Annotated in this window: 22 protein-coding genes; 10 read left to right on the top strand and 12 right to left on the bottom strand. The window is 63.0% G+C overall.

Annotated elements, in window-relative coordinates; translation table 11 throughout:
- The first annotated feature begins 1 nt into the window (after position 1).
- The 4 genes from NKH52_RS08770 to NKH52_RS08755 all read left to right on the top strand — a co-directional run bounded on the left by NKH52_RS08770 (position 2) and on the right by NKH52_RS08755 (position 4,082).
- Positions 2–1,381, top strand: a complete 1,380-nt coding sequence (locus tag NKH52_RS08770) for an aminotransferase family protein (protein WP_352729561.1) — start codon at positions 2–4, stop codon at positions 1,379–1,381.
- A gap of 4 nt (positions 1,382–1,385) precedes the next feature.
- Positions 1,386–2,315: a 3,5-dioxohexanoate:acetyl-CoA acetone transferase gene (gene kce / locus NKH52_RS08765; protein ID WP_352729559.1), complete on the top strand. Its 930-nt coding sequence runs from the start codon at positions 1,386–1,388 to the stop codon at positions 2,313–2,315.
- 226 nt (positions 2,316–2,541) lie between these two features.
- The gene (locus tag NKH52_RS08760) at positions 2,542–3,057 is read left to right on the top strand and encodes a GNAT family N-acetyltransferase (protein ID WP_031212950.1); all 516 of its coding nucleotides are present in this window, start codon (positions 2,542–2,544) and stop codon (positions 3,055–3,057) included.
- Positions 3,054–4,082: a histone deacetylase family protein gene (locus NKH52_RS08755; protein WP_352729557.1), complete on the top strand. Its 1,029-nt coding sequence runs from the start codon at positions 3,054–3,056 to the stop codon at positions 4,080–4,082. The genes NKH52_RS08760 and NKH52_RS08755 overlap by 4 nt, the downstream gene beginning before the upstream one ends.
- Before the next feature lie 15 nt (positions 4,083–4,097).
- On the opposite strand, the gene NKH52_RS08750 is transcribed toward NKH52_RS08755, so the two are convergent.
- The 3 genes from NKH52_RS08750 to NKH52_RS08740 all read right to left on the bottom strand — a co-directional run bounded on the left by NKH52_RS08750 (position 4,098) and on the right by NKH52_RS08740 (position 7,055).
- On the bottom strand, positions 4,098–5,363 hold the full coding sequence (locus NKH52_RS08750; RefSeq protein WP_352729555.1) for a cysteine desulfurase-like protein: 1,266 nt from the start codon (positions 5,361–5,363) through the stop codon (positions 4,098–4,100).
- 53 nt (positions 5,364–5,416) lie between these two features.
- Positions 5,417–6,484 carry an aldo/keto reductase gene (locus NKH52_RS08745; protein ID WP_128303300.1) on the bottom strand — a complete coding sequence of 356 codons (1,068 nt, stop codon included), beginning with the start codon at positions 6,482–6,484 and terminating at the stop codon, positions 5,417–5,419.
- 115 nt (positions 6,485–6,599) lie between these two features.
- Positions 6,600–7,055 carry a hypothetical protein gene (locus NKH52_RS08740; protein ID WP_352440168.1) on the bottom strand — a complete coding sequence of 152 codons (456 nt, stop codon included), beginning with the start codon at positions 7,053–7,055 and terminating at the stop codon, positions 6,600–6,602.
- Positions 7,056–7,448: 393 nt separating this feature from the next.
- Between NKH52_RS08740 and NKH52_RS08735 the strand changes: the two genes are divergently transcribed.
- Positions 7,449–7,613: a hypothetical protein gene (locus NKH52_RS08735; protein ID WP_023810361.1), complete on the top strand. Its 165-nt coding sequence runs from the start codon at positions 7,449–7,451 to the stop codon at positions 7,611–7,613.
- Positions 7,614–7,668: 55 nt separating this feature from the next.
- Here NKH52_RS08735 and NKH52_RS08730 read toward each other — a convergent pair whose 3' ends face one another.
- Positions 7,669–8,175, bottom strand: a complete 507-nt coding sequence (locus NKH52_RS08730; RefSeq protein ID WP_352729553.1) for a DUF1993 domain-containing protein — start codon at positions 8,173–8,175, stop codon at positions 7,669–7,671.
- A 138-nt stretch (positions 8,176–8,313) separates the two neighbouring features.
- Between NKH52_RS08730 and NKH52_RS08725 the strand changes: the two genes are divergently transcribed.
- Positions 8,314–9,366 carry a DUF1176 domain-containing protein gene (locus tag NKH52_RS08725; protein WP_352729551.1) on the top strand — a complete coding sequence of 351 codons (1,053 nt, stop codon included), beginning with the start codon at positions 8,314–8,316 and terminating at the stop codon, positions 9,364–9,366.
- Positions 9,367–9,395: 29 nt separating this feature from the next.
- Here the strand turns inward: NKH52_RS08725 and NKH52_RS08720 are convergent, their stop codons facing one another.
- The 7 genes from NKH52_RS08720 to NKH52_RS08690 form a co-directional block, all read right to left on the bottom strand.
- Positions 9,396–10,286 (bottom strand): alpha/beta hydrolase, encoded by an 891-nt coding sequence (locus NKH52_RS08720; RefSeq protein ID WP_352729549.1) that lies wholly within the window; start codon positions 10,284–10,286, stop codon positions 9,396–9,398.
- Between the two features lie 32 nt (positions 10,287–10,318).
- Positions 10,319–11,929 carry an NTP transferase domain-containing protein gene (locus tag NKH52_RS08715; RefSeq protein ID WP_352729547.1) on the bottom strand — a complete coding sequence of 537 codons (1,611 nt, stop codon included), beginning with the start codon at positions 11,927–11,929 and terminating at the stop codon, positions 10,319–10,321.
- 66 nt (positions 11,930–11,995) lie between these two features.
- Complete coding sequence (locus NKH52_RS08710; protein WP_352729545.1) at positions 11,996–12,733, bottom strand: XdhC family protein; 738 nt, start codon at positions 12,731–12,733, stop codon at positions 11,996–11,998.
- A 6-nt stretch (positions 12,734–12,739) separates the two neighbouring features.
- Positions 12,740–13,078: an XdhC family protein gene (locus tag NKH52_RS08705; RefSeq protein WP_352729543.1), complete on the bottom strand. Its 339-nt coding sequence runs from the start codon at positions 13,076–13,078 to the stop codon at positions 12,740–12,742.
- Positions 13,079–13,138: 60 nt separating this feature from the next.
- The gene (locus NKH52_RS08700) at positions 13,139–14,383 is read right to left on the bottom strand and encodes a vWA domain-containing protein (protein ID WP_352729541.1); all 1,245 of its coding nucleotides are present in this window, start codon (positions 14,381–14,383) and stop codon (positions 13,139–13,141) included.
- Between the two features lie 3 nt (positions 14,384–14,386).
- A complete protein-coding gene (locus NKH52_RS08695) occupies positions 14,387–15,316 on the bottom strand; it encodes an AAA family ATPase (RefSeq protein WP_023810354.1) in 930 nt (309 codons plus the stop codon).
- Positions 15,313–15,840: a flavin reductase gene (locus NKH52_RS08690; RefSeq protein WP_127293443.1), complete on the bottom strand. Its 528-nt coding sequence runs from the start codon at positions 15,838–15,840 to the stop codon at positions 15,313–15,315. Before NKH52_RS08690 ends, NKH52_RS08695 begins: the two co-directional genes overlap by 4 nt.
- Positions 15,841–16,019: 179 nt before the next feature.
- On the opposite strand from NKH52_RS08690, the gene NKH52_RS08685 reads away from it, so the two are divergent.
- The gene (locus NKH52_RS08685; RefSeq protein ID WP_352729539.1) at positions 16,020–17,093 is read left to right on the top strand and encodes a branched-chain amino acid ABC transporter substrate-binding protein; all 1,074 of its coding nucleotides are present in this window, start codon (positions 16,020–16,022) and stop codon (positions 17,091–17,093) included.
- On the top strand, positions 17,093–18,118 hold the full coding sequence (locus NKH52_RS08680; RefSeq protein WP_352729537.1) for a P1 family peptidase: 1,026 nt from the start codon (positions 17,093–17,095) through the stop codon (positions 18,116–18,118). Before NKH52_RS08685 ends, NKH52_RS08680 begins: the two co-directional genes overlap by 1 nt.
- A gap of 9 nt (positions 18,119–18,127) precedes the next feature.
- Here the strand turns inward: NKH52_RS08680 and NKH52_RS08675 are convergent, their stop codons facing one another.
- The gene (locus NKH52_RS08675) at positions 18,128–18,382 is read right to left on the bottom strand and encodes a DUF2171 domain-containing protein (RefSeq protein ID WP_352729535.1); all 255 of its coding nucleotides are present in this window, start codon (positions 18,380–18,382) and stop codon (positions 18,128–18,130) included.
- A 128-nt stretch (positions 18,383–18,510) separates the two neighbouring features.
- Between NKH52_RS08675 and NKH52_RS08670 the strand changes: the two genes are divergently transcribed.
- Together NKH52_RS08670 and NKH52_RS08665 are read left to right on the top strand one after the other, a co-directional pair.
- Positions 18,511–19,236 carry a DUF2259 domain-containing protein gene (locus NKH52_RS08670; protein WP_352729533.1) on the top strand — a complete coding sequence of 242 codons (726 nt, stop codon included), beginning with the start codon at positions 18,511–18,513 and terminating at the stop codon, positions 19,234–19,236.
- 107 nt (positions 19,237–19,343) lie between these two features.
- Positions 19,344–19,757 carry a hypothetical protein gene (locus tag NKH52_RS08665; RefSeq protein ID WP_352729531.1) on the top strand — a complete coding sequence of 138 codons (414 nt, stop codon included), beginning with the start codon at positions 19,344–19,346 and terminating at the stop codon, positions 19,755–19,757.
- Positions 19,758–19,801: the final 44 nt, after the last annotated feature.

Here is a 19,801-nt window from a genome sequence, read left to right as displayed (position 1 = left end):
CATGTCGAAAGTCCAATCCGCCGCTCAAGAAACCGAAGCCCGGCGAGAATCGCATCTGTTCTATCTGTCCAGCCTGCGCCGGCCGCTGATCGACCGCGCCGAGGGCATCTACATGTGGACGCAGGACGGCCGCCGCTTCATCGACGGCTCGAGCGGCCCGATGGTCGCCAATATCGGCCATTCCAACCGCAATGTGCTGGATGCCATGAAGCGGCAGATGGACCGCGCCACCTTCGCCTATCGCCTGCATTTCGAGAACGAGCCGGCGGAAGAGTTGGCACGGGAGCTGGCCGGCAAGCTGCCGGAAGGCATGGACCGTATCTTCTTCGTCTCGGGCGGCTCGGAGGCGACGGAATCCTGCATCAAGCTGGCGCGGCAATGGGCTGTCGCCACCGGCCAGGCCAGCCGCTGGAAGGTGATCACGCGCTTCCCCTCCTATCATGGCGGCACGCTGGGCTCGCTCTCGATTACCGGCGACGATGCGCTGGCCGAAACGTTCGAGCCGATGATGCGGGTCATGCCGAGCGTGCCGGCGCCGAACGCCTGGCGCGACCGCGACAATCTTTCGATGGAACAGCGCGGCATCCGCTATGCCGACATGCTGGAAGAGAAGATCCTGGCAGAAGGCCCGGACAGCGTGGTCGCCTTCATCATGGAGCCGATCGGGGGTGCTGCGACCGCAGCGCTTGTGGCGCCGGACAGCTATTATCCACGTATCCGCGAGATCTGCGACCGCTATGGCATCCTGCTCATCCATGACGAAGTGATGAGCGGGGCCGGCCGCACCGGCAAATTCCTCGGCGGCGACCACTGGAACTGCAAGCCCGACATCGTCGCGCTGTCCAAGGGGCTGGGTTCGGGCTATGCGCCGCTTGGCGCGCTCGCCGCCCCGATGCGGCTGGTGCAGCCGCTGCTTGACTCCGGCGGCTTCCAGCATGGCCACACCTATGCCGGCAACCCGCTGGCCTGCGCCGCCGGGCTTGCCGTGCTCGGCGAAATGGACCGGCTCGATCTGATCGCCAACGCGGCCGCCATGGGCGACGTGCTGATGGATGGGCTGAAGGAGCTGGCGAAGCGGTTTCCGTTCATCGCCGATATGCGCGGCAAGGGCCTGCTCACCGGCGCCCAGATGGTTGCCGATCCCGAGACGCTGAGGCCGATCGACCAGAACAAGAAAGCCACGCAGCGTCTGCTCGACCTCGCCTACGAACGCGGGCTGATCATCTATGGCCGCAGGGTCAAGGGCGGTGTCGACGGCGACAATTTCATGGTCGCGCCGCCGATGATCGTCACCGGGGAGCAGGTCGGCGAGATCGTCTCCATCATTGGCGACTCGCTGGACGTTCTCGCCTCCGAGCTCGACCTGCCGGTCGAAGGGTAAAAGCATGGCGCCGCGAAAAGTCATTATCACCTGCGCCGTCACCGGCTCGGTGCACACGCCATCCATGTCGCCCTATCTGCCGGTGACGCCGGACCAGATCGCCACTGAGGCGATCGCCGCTGCGGAAGCCGGCGCCTCGATCCTGCATCTGCACGCCCGCGACCCCAGTGACGGCCGCCCGACCGCCGATCCGGACGTCTACATGCAGTTCCTGCCGCGCATCAAACAGGCGACCGATGCAGTGATCAACATCACCACCGGCGGCTCGTCGCTGATGACCCTGGACCAGCGGCTGGCGGCACCGCTCAGAGCCGAACCCGAAATGTGCTCGCTCAACATGGGTTCGATGAATTTCGCGCTGTTCCCGATGCTCGACAAGCCGAGGGAATGGCAGCACGAGTGGGAACCGAAGCTGCTGGAAGCCACCCGCGACACGATCTTCAAGAACACCTTCGCCGACATGGAAGGGGTGCTGGAAAGACTGGGCAAGGGCTGCGGCACGCGCTTCGAATTCGAATGCTACGATGTCGGCCATCTCTACTCGTTGGCGCATTTCCGCGACCGGGGGCTGGTGTCTGGCCCATTGTTCATCCAGTTCGTGCTGGGCATTCTGGGCGGCATCGGCGCCGACCCGGACAATCTCGTCCACATGAAGCGGATCGCCGACAAATTGTTCGGCGACAGCTACCAGTTCTCGGTGCTGGCCGCCGGCCGCCAGCAGATGCCGCTGATCTCGATCGCCGCGGCCATGGGCGGCAATGTCCGCGTCGGGCTGGAGGACAGTCTCTATGACGGCCGCCAGCTGGCGAAATCCAATGCCGATCAGGTGCGCCGCATCCGTGGCATTCTCGATGGGCTGTCGCTGGAGGTTGCAACCCCCACCGAAGCGCGCGACATGCTGGCGCTCAAGGGCGGCGACCGGGTGGCGTTTTGAGATGCTGGCGTTTGAAAGGGAGACAATCTGAAATGATTGCGTTCCTTCGCACCCCCCTCTGTCCTGCCGGACATCTCCCCCGCAAGGGGGGAGATCGGATGTCATTTCGGCTTTCGCTAACTTCCAACGTTGCAGGATGGGCGTTAGTATCAAAACTGCCAATCTCCCTCCTTGCGGGGGAGATGTCCGGCAGGACAGAGGGGGGTGCCTGGGCACCGAACCTCCGATGATTGTCCCCCCGCCCAATATCCTCCTTCGACTCGGCACTCTCGACGACGTCGAAACGATCCACGCGGCGATCCTGAAACTCGGCACCCATATCGGCGCGCCCGAGGAGATCATTTCGACACCGGACGATCTCAGAACTTACGGCTTTGGTGAAAAGCCATCCTTCTCCACCCTGATCGCCGAAGTCGGCGGCGAATTTGCCGGGCTCTGCCTGCATTTCCCGATCTTTTCGACCTGGATGGGGCGGCCTGGCGTCTATGTGCAAGACCTCTATGTCGAGGATCGTTTTCGTGGCCGCAAGATCGGCGAGCGGCTGCTGCGGCACGTTGCGGCGCAGTGCCGGAAAGAAGGCGGCGTGTATCTGAGGCTATCCGTCGACACCGACAATGAGGGCGCCAAGGCCTTTTATGAAAGGCTGGGCATCGCCTGGTCGAGCTACGAACAGACCCAGAAGATCATCGGCGATGCCTTCTTTGCCTTCGCCGACACGGCCGAGAATGAGGAGCAGGAATGAAAGCCTTCTACGCCGAGGAACAGAAGCGTCACGACCCCAAGGCCTTTCTGTCAAGCGGTGCGGCGCAGCCCAATCCGGAAAAGCCGGAGCGCGTCGAAAGATTGTTAGCCGGCGCATTATCCGCCGGTTGCACGATCGAGCGGTCTCGGGATCATGGGCTCGGCCCGGTCGCGGCTGTGCATACGCCCGAATATCTGGATTTCCTCGAGCATATCTACGCGCGCTGGCAGCGCATCGAGGGCGCTTCGGCCGAAGTGATCCCCAACATCCATCCGATCGCGCGCAACGGCTCCTACCCGGCCTCGGCAGTCGGGCAGGCCGGCTACCACATGGCCGATACTGCTTGCCCGATCTCGGGCGAGACTTGGCAAAGCGCGCTGTGGAGCGTCTGGAGCGCGGTCGAAGCCGCCGAGGCGGTGATGTCAGGCGTACCGGCCGCCTACGCGCTATGTCGCCCGCCCGGTCACCACGCCTTTGCCGATGTCGCCGGCGGCTTCTGTTTCATCAACAATTCGGCCGTCGCCGCACAGGCTCTGCGCAAACAGGCGGCACGTGTGGCGATCCTCGATGTCGACCTGCATCACGGCAACGGCACGCAAGGCATCTTCTATGCACGACCGGATGTGCTGACCGTCTCGCTGCATGCCGATCCCGTGCGCTTCTATCCGTTCTTCTGGGGTCATGCCGACGAGCGCGGTGAAGGGCCTGGCCTCGGCTACAATTTCAACCTGCCGCTGCCACGCAAATCCGCCGACTCGGCGTTTCTCGAAGCGCTCGAGGTAGCGTTCCAGCGCATCCGTGCCTTTTCGCCCGACGCGCTGGTCGTGGCGCTCGGGCTCGACGCGTTCGAGGGCGATCCGTTCGGCGGACTTTCGGTGACGACGCCGGGTTTCTCGCGCATCGGCGAGGCTATCGCAAAGCTCGACCTGCCGACAGTAATCGTCCAGGAGGGCGGCTACCTCTGCGACGAACTCGGCGACAATCTCACCGCGTTCCTCACCGGCTTCGGCGGCAAGATGCGGTGAGTACTCAAGCCAGTGTCAGAAGCGCTGCTGCCTGAGCATGGCGATCACACGGTGCACGCTCTCCAGTGTCTCGTCGATTTCGGCAGATGTGTTGTAGTGGGCGATGCCGATGCGCACGACGCCATACTCGGCCGGGATGCCGAGTTGATGGACGATCTCCCAGGCATAGTTGTGCCCCGACCACAGGAAGATGTTTTCGGCGTTCATCTGCCGCACGATGGTTTCGGGCACGATGCCGTCGACCGTGAAGGAAACCGTCGGCACGCGATCGCCAAGCCGCTTCGGATCGATGATGCCGTGGATGGTCAGACCCTCGATGTCGGACAGACCGTCGATCAGCTGTTGCGCCAGCGGGTTTTCATAGGCGATCGACACCGCGAACGCCTTGGCGATCTTCTGCCTTCGCGATCCACCCTCGCCCGCTGCCGCGCCAAGGTCGGCGAAGTAATCGACCGCGGCCGTGAGGCCGGCCATCAGTTCGATCTGCGGCGTGCCCAGCTCGAACCGCTCCGGCAGGCCGTTGGATGAACAGCGGCACTTGTAGGGTTTCAGATCATCGATGACATCATGCCGGCCCCACAAAATGCCCATATGCGGGCCGAAGAATTTGTAGGCCGAACAGATCAGGAAATCGCAGCCAAGCTCCTGAACGTCGATCAGGCCGTGCGGGGCGAACTGCACGGCATCGACATAGACCAGCGCGCCGGCGTTCCTGGCGATGGCGCTCAGCGCCTTCACCCGGTTGATGGAACCAGTCAGGTTGCTGGCATAGTTCAACGCGACCAACCGGGTCCTGTCGGATAGCAACCCGGCGAGCGTCGCCTCTTCGACCTGCCAGCTCTTTTCGTCGAACGGCAGCCAGCGCACGACGAGGCCGAGATCCTCGGCCAGCTGCAGCCAGGGCGACACATTGCCCTCATGGTCCATGCGGGTGAGGATGATCTCGTCGCCGGGCTTCATCGTGCGGCCGAGCGTGCGCGACATGTGATAGGTCAGCGTCGTCATGTTGGCGCCGATGATGATTTCTTCCGGGCTCGCCGCACCAAGGAAATCGGCCATTGCCCGATGCGCCTCATCGACGACGGCCTGCGCGGCAATCGTCGTTTCGAAATAGCCGCCAAGGTTGGCGTTGGTGGTCAAAAGACAGCGCGACACGGCGTCTGCGACGACTTGCGGCACCTGCGTGCCGGCCGGATTGTCGAGATAGATGCGGCGACGGCCCTTGTCGGTCAGGGAGAGAGCGGGAAATCTTTCGCGGACCAGCTCGATCGGAAAATTCATTGTTGCCCTTCTCCCATTGTAATCATTGGATTCGGCCAGCGGCCAATCCCCGTTCAAGGACAGGGATTACCGACCCGCTGATGGATCGCATCCACCGCCTTCTGCATTTCTTCGGTCCAGACGACATCGACGGAAGACAGCGCCATGTCGAGCTGCGAAAGCGTCGTTGCGCCGACGATGTTGGAGGTTACGAACGGCCGGCTTGAGACATAGGCATTGGCAAACAGTGCCGGCTCCAGGTCAAAGGAGCGCGCCAGCTCATTGTATTCAAGTTGTGCTTCGGCAGCACCTGGCGTCTCGTAGCGCTGGCCGCGGTTGAATAGCTGCGTGCGCGAGCCCTGAGGCCGCGCGCCATGGTCGTATTTGCCAGTCAGGTATCCCTGTGCCAGCGGCGAATAGGGCAGCAGCGACACTTGCTCGCGCTCGCAGACCTCGGCGAGGTTCACCTCGAAGGTGCGGTTGACGAGATTGTAGGCGTTCTGGATCGACGCGACGCGCGGGCCGATGTCCTTGTCGGCTTCGGCAAGGAACCGCATCACGCCCCAGGAACTCTCGTTCGACAGGCCGAAATGGCGTATCTTTCCTGCCTTCACCAGTTCGTCGAACACGGCAAGCGTCTCGGCGACCGGCGTTTCGTCGGCCGGTGCGCCGACGGAATCGGCGCGCGGCGACACGGCGCCGACGCGCGTCGGGTTGGCGCCCCAGGGGATATCCCGCTCCGGCCAGTGGATCTGATAGAGGTCGATATAGTCGGTGCCGAGCTTGGCCAGCGACTTGTCGATGGCGTCAAAGATATCGGCGCGCACCAGTTGCGACGGCCTGTCGCCGCGAAACCAGCTGTTGGCCGTGCGGCCGACGACCTTCGAGGCAAGGATTACCTTGTCGCGGTTGCCCTTGGCTTTCATCCAGCTGCCGATGATCTTTTCGGTCCACCCTTGCGTCTCCGCCTTGGGCGGGATCGGGTAGAGCTCGGCGGTATCGATGAAATTAACGCCGCGCGAGAACGCCAGGTCCATCTGGGCGTGGCCTTCGGCCTCGGTGTTCTGCTGGCCCCAGGTCATGGAGCCCAGGCAGATCTGGGTAACAAGAAGATCGGTCCGACCGAGACGACGCTTGTGCATGGAATTCGGCTCCGGAGGAAGGCTGGCGCGACTGCGCGGAGGAAGCCGCATCTATAGGCAAAGCAGAGCCGCTCTCCAAGCCTCGCCAGAGCGACTTTTGCGTGAACCAGCCGGGTTAGCGGCGAGCACCTGCCAATGCACGGCGCTTGGCCTCGTCGATCAGCATGTTGGCCACTTGCATGCGGATCATGGCGCGCTGGCGCAGATGCGGGGCGACACGGTCGGGGTGGTTGGCAAAGGCAAAGCTGCGGCGCATGCGGCCGAAATCGGCGACCTGCTTGGGCTGATTGAGGCCGAGTTCCACGGCGATGGCTTCGGGATCAATCGGCGGCAGTTTCTCCTCGGGCTTTGGCTCTTCGCCGGCGAGAGCCAGCCTGGCATGATCGAGCAAGGCGGCGAATTCGGTCGCCAGATCCGCGCCCGCCTCGCGATATTCGGCAGCGGAAACCTTGATGCGGCCGGAATGGAGTTCATCGGCCACCGAAAGATAGTCGAACGGGATGGATGGACGAGCGCCGGCCTCTTCGCCCTCGCCATTCTTGCCGGGGGCGATGAAGAGATCGTCGAGCAACGAAGCGAAATCCCGCTTGGCGCCAGTAGCGATGTCAGCCTCCCCCTCGCCCGACCATTCGGGTATAGAAGCATAGAACCGGCTCGTTAAAAATGCATGGCACCGATCTTAACGAATTTAGCCGTCGCCTCATCTACCGCTTGTGACCGCAATCCCAGAAACAAAAGCCGGACTGCATTTTCATGCAGTCCGGAATTCGCCAGGAGTGGCGAGGAAAAACCAGCCATGTAGCCAGCATTCGAGGCTACGATGCGCATCAGTCAAAAGTTTCATCGGGTTGCAGAAAATGGCGAAAATTCGCCAAGACATGGCAGATATGCAAATGCTGCACTGCACAATTGTCACGATTCACCTATATTGGCAGCCGTGGAGGACCAATTTGGGGCTTGAATCATGGGTTTCTTCACTGAAATGTTCGCCCGGCCGCGGCCGCAGGAGCATCTGAGATACCGCTCGGCGCTCGCGCTGCTTCATTCGATGAGCAATGCCGACCGCGCCGACATCGGGATCAAGCCGGCCGACTTCCCCCGCATCGCCCGCGAAATGTCCATTCGCTAGGTACTTCCGGAGATGTCCCGGATCGATCCGGGACATCTCCAAAAAACTCAATTCCTTAGCGCGATCCCAGGAACGTCGCCTTGCCCAACGGCACGCCGTTGTGGCGAAGGATGTCGTAAGCCGTGGTGAGATGGAAATAGAAGTTGGGCATGGCCACATGCAGCAGATACTGCATGCCGGGCATAGAGCTTTCGCGCCCGCCGAGCTTCAATTCGATGATCTTGTCGTCGGAGCCGTCGAACTCGGCAGCCGAAAATGACGCCAGAAGGTCCAGGGTTTTCGTGATGCGAGCCTGGACATCGGCGAAACTCGCCTCGTTGTCCTCGTATCTCGGCACTTCGCGCCCGGCGAGCCGGGACGGCGCACCCTTGGCGTGATCGGTGGCGATCTGCACCTGCCGGGTTAGCGCATACATGTCGGGCGCCAGCCGCGAGGTCAAAAACACCTGCGGGTCGATCTTGCGGTCAATCGCATTCTGTTCGGCGGCTGACAGCACGTTGGAAAGCGCTTTCAACCTGGCTGCAAACACAGGCACGGATGCCTCATACATCGATATCGTCACGTCAAATCTCCTGTCCGGCCGAACGCCGGCGGACGGGAGGTAGCGCCTTCGCGCAGGATTTTTCAAGACCGCCGACGCTGCGTCACCACGTTGCCGCAATCGCCGTCGTAGAATCCTCTTATCGAGCGGAGGTTCCCGATGAGACGCGCCCTTTTCGCAGCGACTGCCTTTCTCTCCCTTGCACCGATCGGCCAAACAACATTGGCAGCCGAAGATGCCCCCGAAGCGCCCTATGTCGACGATCGGTCGAGCGCCGATGCGGTTGTGCGTTCGCTCTACAGCGCCATAAACCGGCATGAATTCGCCCGCGCCTGGGGGTATTTCGGAGATACCAAGCCGGCAAATGACTTTGACAGTTTCGTCAAGGGCTTCGACGGCACCGACAAGGTCGAGGTCGAGACCGGTGCTGTTTCCGACGAAGGTGCGGCGGGCAGCATTTTCTACAACGTCCCCGTCGCCATCCGCGCCACCGACAAGAGCGGCGGCGAAAAGGTCTTTGCCGGCTGCTACACGCTGCGCCAGGTGAATGCCCAGATCCAGGCAGCGCCGCCCTTCGATCCAATCCATATCGAAAAAGGCGCGCTGAAACCCTCCACCGCCGATTTCGAAGAGGCGCTGCCGCCAGGCTGCGGCGACGGACCGCCGCCACCGAAGAAGGACACCGCGCTGGAGCAGGCCAAGAAAGCGTTTCTGGCAACCTATGGCGACCAGTGCGACAAGCAGTTCCTCGCCAATGAGCCGACCGTTTTTTCGATCAAATACAAGGACAAGGATGCGCAGCCCGGCGATCCCGACAAGGAGACACGGCTGTTCCATTTTTCCTGCTCGGCCGCAGCCTACAATGAAAGCTCGGTCTACTACATGACCGACGAGGTATCGGGAGTGCAGCAATTGCAATTCGCCGAACCCAAGATGGACATCCGCTACGAGAACAATGACAGCAACGGCAAATTGCTGGGCATGACCATCGTCGGTTTCCAGACGTCCGGCTGGGCAGTCAATTCCGACTATGACGAGGCTGCCCACACGATCACCACGTTCAACAAGTGGCGCGGGGTCGGCGATGCTTCCGACGCCGGCACGTATCTGTTTCGCAACGGCAATTTCTCGCTGGTCCAGTACGACGTCGATGCATCCTATGACGGCGAGCAAAACCCCGAGACTGTCGTCGACTACAACACTGCGCCTTGAGCGTCACATGGGCTTGCAGGCAGCGCCTGTCAGGGCGCCTTCGATAGCATCCAGTTGAGCGTGCCGCGCCAGTCGGTCATGCGGATCGGCGTACCATGGGTGCCGGTCTCGAAACGGACGAAGCGGGTCGGATAGGTCTTCGATTTGGCCAGGATCGAGCGAAAGAACGCCTCCTGCTTTGCCACGGGGTAGACCACGTCGTGGCTGCCCTGGCCGAAGAAGACCGGCACGCGGCGCTTGAAGGCCGGGCTGGTGAAAAAGCTCTCATCCCACAGCGAACCGAGCAGCAGCAGACCATTGATGCGTCCGCCCGCGTCCTTGCGCGCGGCCAGCTCCCAGCACAGCGCGCCGCCCATCGAGCCGCAGGCGACGAAGATCTTCGCGCCGGGCGACTGTTCGGCATAATGACCGATCAGCGCCGCCACCTGCGCCGCTCCCGTATCGCCGAAATCGGGGAAATCAGGACTGAGATAGAGGCCGCCATTGCTGGCCATCAGGTTCTTGAGCCGGTTGAAATTGCCGCCGAAAGTGAAGTCGTCGACACCCTGCTTGCGGCTGCCGCCCTGCCCGTGCAGGTAAAGCACGATGATGCCGGCGCCCTCGGTCTTGCCGACGGCGACATGCCTGACATCGCCGGCATCGGTCTTCAGCAACAGATCCTGCTGCACCTTGCGCACGCTGGCGTCGGTATATTGGGCGTTCACCCGCCGCTCGGGCACCTGGTCACGCTGGTTGATGTCGCGCATCTCGCGGTAATCGATGACCGTGTAGGCGCCATTGGTGTCGGACGACAGCGTGGCTGGATAGGCGAAGAGATCGTCCTTGAAGGGTTTTAGGGACAACGCCTGACTTTGCGCGGCCGAAGACAGCAACGCGGTCGCGACTGCAAAGGCACAGAAAATTTGGCGGCGAATAGACATGTCCAAGGCATGCGTAATTCAGCTTGGGTTTGTCAATCCTGCAGCACGCCGCCGGCGCCTTCCAGCGCCTCGCGCGTGTCGACATCGACAGATGCCGCCGCGCCGATCTCGACATCGATGACATCGAGCCCTTCGGTCTCGACCAGATGGCGTGCGCCGGTGTCGCCTTCGAGATGGGCGATCGCGGGAAACAGCGAACGCGGCAACAGCACCGGATTGCCGCGCTTGCCGTCATGCGAGGCGCGGACCACCGCATTGCCGCCGGCCTTGCGGAAAGCATCGATCAATCTGTCGAGGTCGTCGGACGTGATATCAGGCATGTCACCGAGAACGATCATCACGCCGGCGGAATCTTCCGGCAGATAGGCGATGCCGGCTTTCAGCGAGGTGGACAGGCCCTCGGCAAAATCGGGATTGTCGGCGAAGGTCACGTCGAGGCCCGCCAGTGCCGCGCGCACCCGCTCGCGCTGGTGGCCGGTGACGACGACAGTGCTGGACGCCTTCGAGCCAAGCGCCCGCTCAGCGGTGCGGCGCACCAGCGGCTTGCCGTCGAACAGTGCCAGCAGCTTGTTCGGCCCGCCCATGCGGCTCGACCGGCCGGCCGCCAGCAGCACGATGCCGACCTTGAGCTGAGATTTGGCCGGCAGCGGTTCGCGCGGCTGCGGCCGTGTCGGGATTTCCATCAACAGCCCGCCGACCCCCATGCCGGCAATATCCCTGGCGGTCACGTCGATACCGGCGATCAACCGGTCCAGCACCCAGTCGAAACCATTCTCCTTGGGGCTGCGGGCGCAGCCGGGCGCGCCGATGACGTGCTTACCGCCGAGCGTGCCCAGCACCAGCAGATTGCCGGGATCGACCGGCATGCCCGCGCGGATGACTGCACCACCCGCCCTCTCGATCGCCGCGGGAATGACATCGGCGAAATCGCTCATCGCCGAGGCGCCGAAGATCACCACCATGTCATTGTCGCGTGCCAGCGAAGCCGTGGCCTCCGCCACCGGAGCGATCTCATGCGGCGTGCGGCGCTCGGCCGTCAATCTGCCGCCCGTACGCGCCAACCGCGCTTCGGTGACGCGCAGCGTCTTGTCGAGCACGGAAGGCTTGATGCCGGGTAGAACCGTCTGGATGACGCCGACACGCACGGGCCGGTAGGCATTGACGGCAAAGATCTCGCCTGCGGCGCAGATTTCTGTCGCGGCGCCGACCAGCGCTGCACTGACCGCGAAGGGGATGATCTTCACGGTCGCGACCATCTGGCCTTTCTCGACCGGCGCATGCTGCGCCAGCGTGGCGATGGTAATGGCGGGATCGATGGCATTGATGGCGTCGATGGCAGCGGCATCGACCGTGAAGATGCCCGGCGCCTTGGCATGGAGGTTGACCCGCCCGGTCGCGGCAGGCCTGGCCTCGATCCCGCGAAAGGTCATGCTCTCAGCTATTTCCTGCGCGGCGGCATCCTCGCCGAGGTCGTCGGCAGCCAGCACGGCTGCAACGACCTGCGAAATGCCGGCGGCCCGCAGCAGCGCCACATCTTCGGCGCTCAGCCTGTGCGCCTTGCGGAAGCGGCGTTCACCAGCGGTGGTGGAGTGCGCCAGCACCGCGCCTTCCGCGGTCTCGATCGGGATCGGGCCGAATTTCACGCCGCAGCGCCCGTAGAGCGCCGCGCGTCCTTTTGGACGCGCAAAGGACGCTCTACTACTTTGAATCTACGCATCGTGCTTTTCCAAAATCGATTTCGATTTTGGAGCCGATGCGGAGGCATCGAAACCGCGCGAGCGGAAGGCATGGATCGCCTGGGCCAGCACCGCAACGGCGATCTCGGCCGGACTGGCAGCACCAATATCCAGCCCGATCGGCGCATGGATACGGGCGATCTGATCGGCGCTCGCGCCCAGCGCCAGCAGGCGTTCGACCCGCTTGGCATGCGTCTTCCTGCTACCGAGCGCCCCGACATAGAAACAGTTGGCGTCGAGCGCGGCCTTCAGGGCGAAATCATCGACCTTCGGGTCATGGGTGACGGCGGCAAGTGCGGTGTAGCTGTCGAGCGGCTGGCGCTTCAGCACATCCTCCGGCCATTCGGCATGAAGCGCCACATCGGGAAAGCGGTCCGGCGTGGCGAAAGCGGTGCGGGGGTCGATGATCTCGACGGGATAGCCGGCGATCCTGGCCATCGGCGCCAGCGCCTGGCTGATATGGACAGCGCCAATCACCACCAGACGCGGCTGCGGCAGATGCGCGTTGAGAAAGAAAGTCCGCCCTTCGGCTTCGACCGAACCGGAATTGCCGGTGCGGAACGCCTTGGCAATGGCAGCGCCGAGATCGCCGGCGACCTGATCGCCCTCGCGCACGATGCGGTCGCGGCCGTCACCAAGGTCGGTGACAAGGATCGCCGCGCGGCGGGCACGGCGTTCGACGTTCAAAGTTTTCAGTGCATAGGGATCCATTGGAGATCAGCCCAGCCTTTCGACATACACCTTGATGCGACCGCCACAGGACAAGCCGACCTGCCATGCGGTTTCATCGGCAACACCGAACTCCAGCATCCTGGCCTTGCCGCTGTCGATGACGTCGATGGCCTCGCTGACCACAGCGCCTTCGACGCAGCCGCCGGAGACGGAGCCGTGGAAATTGCCGTCGGCGTCGATGACCAGATGGCTGCCCACGGGTCGGGGCGCCGATCCCCAGGTCTCGACCACTGTCGCTATGGCCACGTCCTTGCCTTCCTTCCTCCAGCCCTCCGCAATGATCAGCGGGTCGCGGGCCTCATCCAGATAAATGCTGTTTTCCATGACCGTTTCTCCAGAAGTCTGTTTTTCTCGGGATCTGTTTTCCGGATGGGAAAGATATGGTTATGCGGCGTGCCTCGCGCCAGCTTCCAGCCATCGGCGCGGATCGACGGATCGTGCCGACTTCTTGTCCAATGACGCGCAGAGATCGGCGAGCGCATCGAGATTGTGCACCGAGCGGAACTCGTCGACATGCGGCAGCATCGCCATGACGCCGCGGGCGCGCGCCTGGAAGCCGTCGAAGCGCAGCAACGGGTTCAGCCAGATCAGACGCCGGCAGGATTTGTGCAGGCGCTCCATTTCGTCCGACAGGCCGGCGACATCGTCGCGCTCCAGCCCATCTGTGATCAGAAGCACGACCGCGCCCTGCCCCAGCACACGCCGCGACCATATCAGGTTGAACTCGGCCAGCGTGTCGCCGATGCGGGTGCCGCCTGACCAGTCCTTGACCGCCGCCGAACAGTCGGCAAGCGCTGCATCGGGATCGCGGTGGCGCATCTGCCGGGTCAGGTTGGTCAGCCTGGTACCGAATACGAAAGTGTGCACGCGACGCCTTTTTTCCGTCAGCGCATGCAGGAAATGCAGGAAGATGCGCGTGTACTGGCTCATCGAGCCGGAAATGTCGGCCAACACGACCAGCGGCGGGTGAACCTCGCGCGGCGAACGGAACTTCGGCAGAATCAGTTCGCCGCCGGTGCGCGCAGCCGAACGCATCATGGCGCGCGGATCGATGCGGCGGCCATGCGCATCGGCCTTGAAGCGCCGGGTGCGCACCATGTCGAAAGGCAACCGCAACTGTGCGATCGCATTCTTGGCGTCGGCCATCTCGGCGGCGTTCATCTGGGCAAAATCCTTGGCCCGCAGCACCTCGTTGCCCGAAAAGGTGAAGCGGGCGTCGACCTCGATCTCGGGAATTTCCTGTGGCGGCTGGTTCTTCTGGTGGCCCTCGAACATCGCCTGGCTGACCCGGCTTTCAGCGGCGCGTGGCTTCTGCTTTTCCCTGTTGTCGGGTGCCACCGGCGAAAACATAGCCAGCATCTTTTCGATCAGTTCGCGCGACTTCCAGAACAGCCGGAAGGCTTCGTCGAAAATGGCGTGGTCCTCATGCCTGGACACCAGCACGGCGTGCAGCGTCCAGTAGAAATCGTCCCGCGAACCAATGCCGGCGGCGAGCACCGCTTCGATTGCGTCCTTGACCGAAGCCGGGCCGACCCGCATGCCGGCCTTGCGCAAGGTGCGGGCAAAATAGACGATGTTGTCGGCGATCCGCCCGTGCGGCATGGCCTCTTTTGGCTCGGGGCGCGACATCGCCTACTCCGCCGCCGAAAGCTCGGCCTTCACCTCGTTGAGGATGCGCCGGCCTTCGCCCTGTTCGATGCGGGCAATGTCGTCCTGGTATTTCAACAGCACGCCGATCGTGTCGGAGACGGTTTCCGGATCGAGCGCCACCTTGTCGAGCTCGGTCAGCGCGCCGGCCCAGTCGATGGTTTCGGCGACGCCAGGCACCTTGAACAATTCGATCTGGCGCAGCTTCTGGATGAAGGAGACCACTTCGGCCGAAAGCCGCTGGTTGGCCTGCGGCACCTTGCGGCGCACGATCTCCAGTTCGCGCTCGGCATTGGGATAGTCGACCCAGTGATAGAGGCAGCGCCGCTTCAGCGCGTCGTGGATTTCGCGGGTGCGGTTGGTGGTGATGATGACGATTGGCGGTTCTTCCGCCTTGATGGTGCCGAGTTCGGGCACCGTCACCTGGAAATCGGACAGGATTTCGAGCAGGAAGGCCTCGAACGCCTCGTCAGTGCGGTCGAGCTCATCGATCAGGAAAACCGGGGCAGCGCCCGTCTTTCCGGTCAGCGCATCGAGCACCGGGCGGCGGATCAGGTATTTTTCGGAGAAGACGTTGCGCTCCATGGCGGAGCGCTCGACCTTGCCGGCCGCCTCCTCCATGCGGATCTCGATCATCTGCGCGGCGTAGTTCCACTCATAGACGGCGGACGAAACGTCGAGGCCTTCATAGCACTGCAGGCGGATCAGCCGGCGACCGAGCGCCTGTGCCAACACCTTGGCGATCTCGGTCTTGCCGACGCCGGCCTCGCCCTCGAGGAACAGCGGCCGCTTCATGCGCAACGACAGGAACAGCACGGTCGCCAGCGACCGGTCCGCCACATAGTCCGCACCGGTCAGGAGATCGAGCGTCTCGTCGATCGTCCGTGGCGCGGCGCGCGGTTTCAGCTCGGTCATTCTTTCTCCGTGAACGCCGCCGCTCCGCTTTCCAGTACGTGGTAGCCGCGGGCGTGGTAAATCAGCGGCCGCAAATTATCGCCCATACGCAGACCTGTCACCTTGCCAAAAAGCACACGATGGGTGGCCAGATCCTTGGTGTCGATCAATTCGCAGTCGAACACGGCGAGCGCGCCTTGCAGCGTCGGTGCGCCGGTAGAGATCACATCCCATTCGCCAAGCGCGAAACGTTCCTCGACCGGCAGGCCGGTGATGCCGGAAAAGCCGACCGACAGCGGCTCCTGGTGCGAGGCCAGCGTGTTCAGGGCAAACCTGCCGTTTTTCACGAACAGCTCATTCTTGGCATTTTCGCGGTTGAGACAGACCAGGATCGTCGGCGGCGTGTCCGACACCGAACAGGCGGCGATCACCGTCGTGCCGCGCTTGCCGGCCGGCCCGTCGGTGGTGACCACATGGACGTGGCCGGCAAAGTGGCTCATCGCATCGCGATAGGCCTGCGGCCCAATGTCGTTCTTCTTCAGCACCGTAAATTTTCCATGGTCATGATCCTACCGACATATATGGCCAGACATAGCCCGCCACAAGCGAAGTGCCTGAGCCATATCCCGAAATTCGCGTGTTGCACCAAGGCCGGGCAGCCTTTAGGTCTTGGCGGCAAGAGTGCCAGGAGCATAAGACCGGCACGGAGGACCCCATCGCTCGAATGCGACCCAGGACAAGAACAATAGCGGCGCTGTTCTGGCTGTTTCTGGCCAGTGGTGCGGATGCCCAGACGCTGCTGGTCGGCGTCTCAGCGCCCCTGTCGGGACCATCGGCCATTCTCGGCAAGCAGATCGAGGCCGGCACCGGTCTGGCCGCCGAAGCGAACGGCATCGAACTCAAGACGGTGGATGATGCCTGCACCGCCGATGGCGGCGCTGCCGCGGCCAGGGAATTTGCCGCCGCCAAGGTCAATATCGTGGTCGGCTTCCTCTGCACCGAGGCGATCGAGGCGGCGATGCCTATTCTCAGGGACGCCAACATTCCCGTCATCACCATTGGCGTGCGAACCGAGAGCCTGACCGACCGCCGCGCCAAGACCGGCTGGCCGGTCTATCGCCTCGGACCACGCGGCGACGATGAGCGCAACACCGTCGCCTCTGCCCTCACCCATCTGTGGAAGAACGAGCTGTTCGCCATTATCGACGACGGCACCATCTACGGCCGCGAGATCGCCGAGACGTTGCGGGCAGCGGCCGAACAGGCAGCGCTGAAGCCGGTATTCACAGACACGTTCCGGCCACAGCTCGACAACCAGATCGGCATGATCGGCCGGCTGAAGAAGGCCGGCGCGACGCATGTCTTTGCTGGCGGCGACGGCGACGACATCGCCATCATGGGCCGCGATGCCGCACAGCTTCAGGCTGGCATCGTCTTTGCCGGCGGCGAAAATCTCCGCACACCGCCGGGCGACGTGCCCTATGCCTTGGGCACGCTGATGATCGCACCGCCGGAATGGGCCGATGTCGCCGATCCAAAAGTGCTGGCGGCCTTCGCCACGCAGAAGGTCGTGCCCGACGGTTATACGCTGCCGGCCTTTGCGGCGGTCGAAATCGCCAAGGCGGCATCAAGCTTGTCCGAAAGCTCGGGCAAGCCGCTGACGGAGGCCCTGACCGGACAGGATTTCACCACGGCGATCGGGCCGATCCGCTTTGATGCGAAAGGCGACCTCAGCCAGAGCCCCTACCGCGTCTTCCGTTTCGACGGCACGCGTTTCGCACCTTTGGAAAGCAACTGATGTTTCGCACCGGCCCGCGCAACCTGATCACCGACGTTGCCGGCCTGCGCGTCGGCAATGCGTCCGACGCCAGCCAAAAGTCCGGCGTCACGACCGTGCTTTGCGATGCGCCGACGGTGGCTGGCGTTCAGATCCTGGGCGGCGCGCCGGGCACGCGCGAGACAGACCTGCTCGAACCGCACAATTCCGTCGATGTGGTGCACGCCGTGGTGCTTTCGGGCGGTTCGGCTTTCGGCCTTGACGCGGCTTCCGGCGTGCAGGCGGCGTTGCGTGAACGCGGCATCGGCCTCGAGGTCGGTGGCTTTCGCGTGCCGATCGTGCCGTCGGCGATCCTGTTCGACCTGCGCAATGGCGGCGACAAGGATTGGGGCCGTTATCCGCCCTACCGTGAGCTTGGCTATGAAGCGGCGCAAACCGCCACCGCCGATTTCCAACTCGGCACGATCGGTGCCGGCACCGGTGCGCTGACCTCGGGGCTAAAGGGCGGCCTCGGCTCCGCCTCGACGCTGCTGGATAGCGGCGTCACCATCGGCGCGCTGGCCGCCGTCAATCCGACGGGCTCGGTAACAGTCAGCCGAACCCGCCATTTCTGGGCAGCACCGTTCGAGATCGGCGGCGAATTCGGCGGGCTTGGTTACCCCACGCCGATGCCGGACGATGCGAAACGGATTCTTTTGAAACACCGCGACAAGCATGTTGGCAGGCAAATGGAGACCGGCGGCAACACCACCATCGCCGTCATTGCCACCGATGCGGTGCTCACAAAAGCTGCCGCCAAGCGCCTGGCGATATCGGCGCATGACGGGTTCGTGCGCGCCATATGGCCGACGCACACACCGGCCGATGGCGATCTTGTGTTCGCGCTGGCGACCGGCACGAGCGGTATCGAACTCTCCGCCGATGCGGCAATCGATCTCTACGCCGCCGCCGGCGCCACCATGGCGCGCGCCATCAGTCGCGGCGTCTATGCGGCAACGCCTGCCGAAAACGATCTGTTTCCGGTCTGGTCGTCACGCCTGAGGTGAAGCGATCAATCAGACCCGATCGGACTTTTCTTCCTCGAACGTCACCGCAACATCGGAATTCGCCGACAGCCAGACCTTCTCCCCGTCGACTTCGGCAATCAGGCTCAGGGGAATATAGTGATGATGGCCCTTGTGAGCGCCCTCGCCGCTATCGGCCTTGGTCAGCTTGATGCGCTGGCCATCGACCTTGTCGACAGTGCCGACATGCACGCCGTCGGCGCCGACGACTTCCATATGCTCGCGAATTTTGCTGGTGTCGGTCATGGTGGTTCTCCATTGGGACTGCCGACCATAACAAATGACGGGCCGATTGGATGCATCGGCTTTCGCACCGCACGACGTTTTGATTCTGTCGTGCTAGTGGATTGAGACGATCACGGGGGTGAAGACCGATGCGAATGCTCTTTCTGTTTGCCGTTGGCCTGCTTGCACAGTTTGCCACCTCGATCGCGGCTCATGCCGGCGATGTCGCCGAACTTGAAATCCTCGGCTTCACCAAGGACGGCAGCGTCTTTGCTTTCGAGGAATATGGCGTGCAGGATGGATCGGGTTTTCCCTATGCCAACCGCTACTACATCGACACCAGCACCGACAGCTTTCTCAAGGGCACGCCGATCCGGGTCCGGCTTGAGGACGAGAATGCCAAACTGGATGCGGCGCGCCTTCAGGCCCGGCAAAAAGGCGAAGCCATTGTCAGTCAGGCCGAGTTGGACGCCAATCGCGGCATCACCGCCGGTTTCAACCCGGTGACCGAACTTTCGGCCGATCCGCACCGGATGGCAGTCAACCCGCGCCCGATCTTTTCGCCGGTCGACCCACCGCTCGAGTTCCGGCTCGACGAGATCGGCATGAACAACACCGAGGGCTGCGAGAGCCAGGGCGAGATCAACGGCTTCCGGCTGCTGCGCATCGAGGCGCAGGATGGTGGCACCACCAAGCTGCTGCACGAGGATAAGGCGATAACGAAAAGCCGGGGTTGCCCGAACGGCTACCGCATCGGCGCTGTCCAGACCTTTTCGATGGACAGTCTCAGCGCCTATGCCGTGCTGATCGCGGTGCGCCAATATGGCTTTGAAGGCCCGGACTTTCGCTGGATCGCGGTGACCGGCCGCCTGTGACACAGCTTGTCCCACCCGCCCCGCGCGATCGTTCGCTGAACCGCCTTCGCCGCGCTATACCGACGCCGCGCACTGCGTTTTTCGGCGCCTTGTTGTGGGCTGTGACGATGGGCGCCAGTGCGCTCGTCACCCTGTTGTTGGACGACTGGGAGACGCCGGCGAAAATCCGCATTGTCACCGCGCTGTTTGCGGTGGGAGCTGCGCTGGCCTTTCCTATCGGCCTGTTCGCGGCGCGGCTGGTCTCGCAGGGAAGACGCTGGGAAGTCGCCTTTGCCGCGGCCTTCGTGTGCCTAGCCGCGGCAACGATCGGCCTGACCGCCGGGCTGTTTGCCCTGCAGTACCGCTCGTATTATGCGGAGTGGCATGCACCTGCCTTCACCCGCACCTGGGCTCTCCAGTTCGTCTTCACGATGTTGATTGCGCTCTACCAGTTCGGGGTGCTGGGCATCCGGCTATATTTTCCAGTAGGTTTCATCGCTCTGTTTGCCGCGGGCGTCTGGTTTGCGCGCCAGCGGCGTTGAGCATTTTGCTCGCCTCTGTTAGGACGCGGGCAAACTTCTCGATA

It is taken from the genome of Mesorhizobium sp. M1066 (genome assembly GCF_040318635.1).
Taxonomy (GTDB): Bacteria; Pseudomonadota; Alphaproteobacteria; order Rhizobiales; family Rhizobiaceae; genus Mesorhizobium.
Note: the sequence above shows the minus strand (reverse complement) of the source record. Positions and strands in the feature narration are given on the sequence as shown.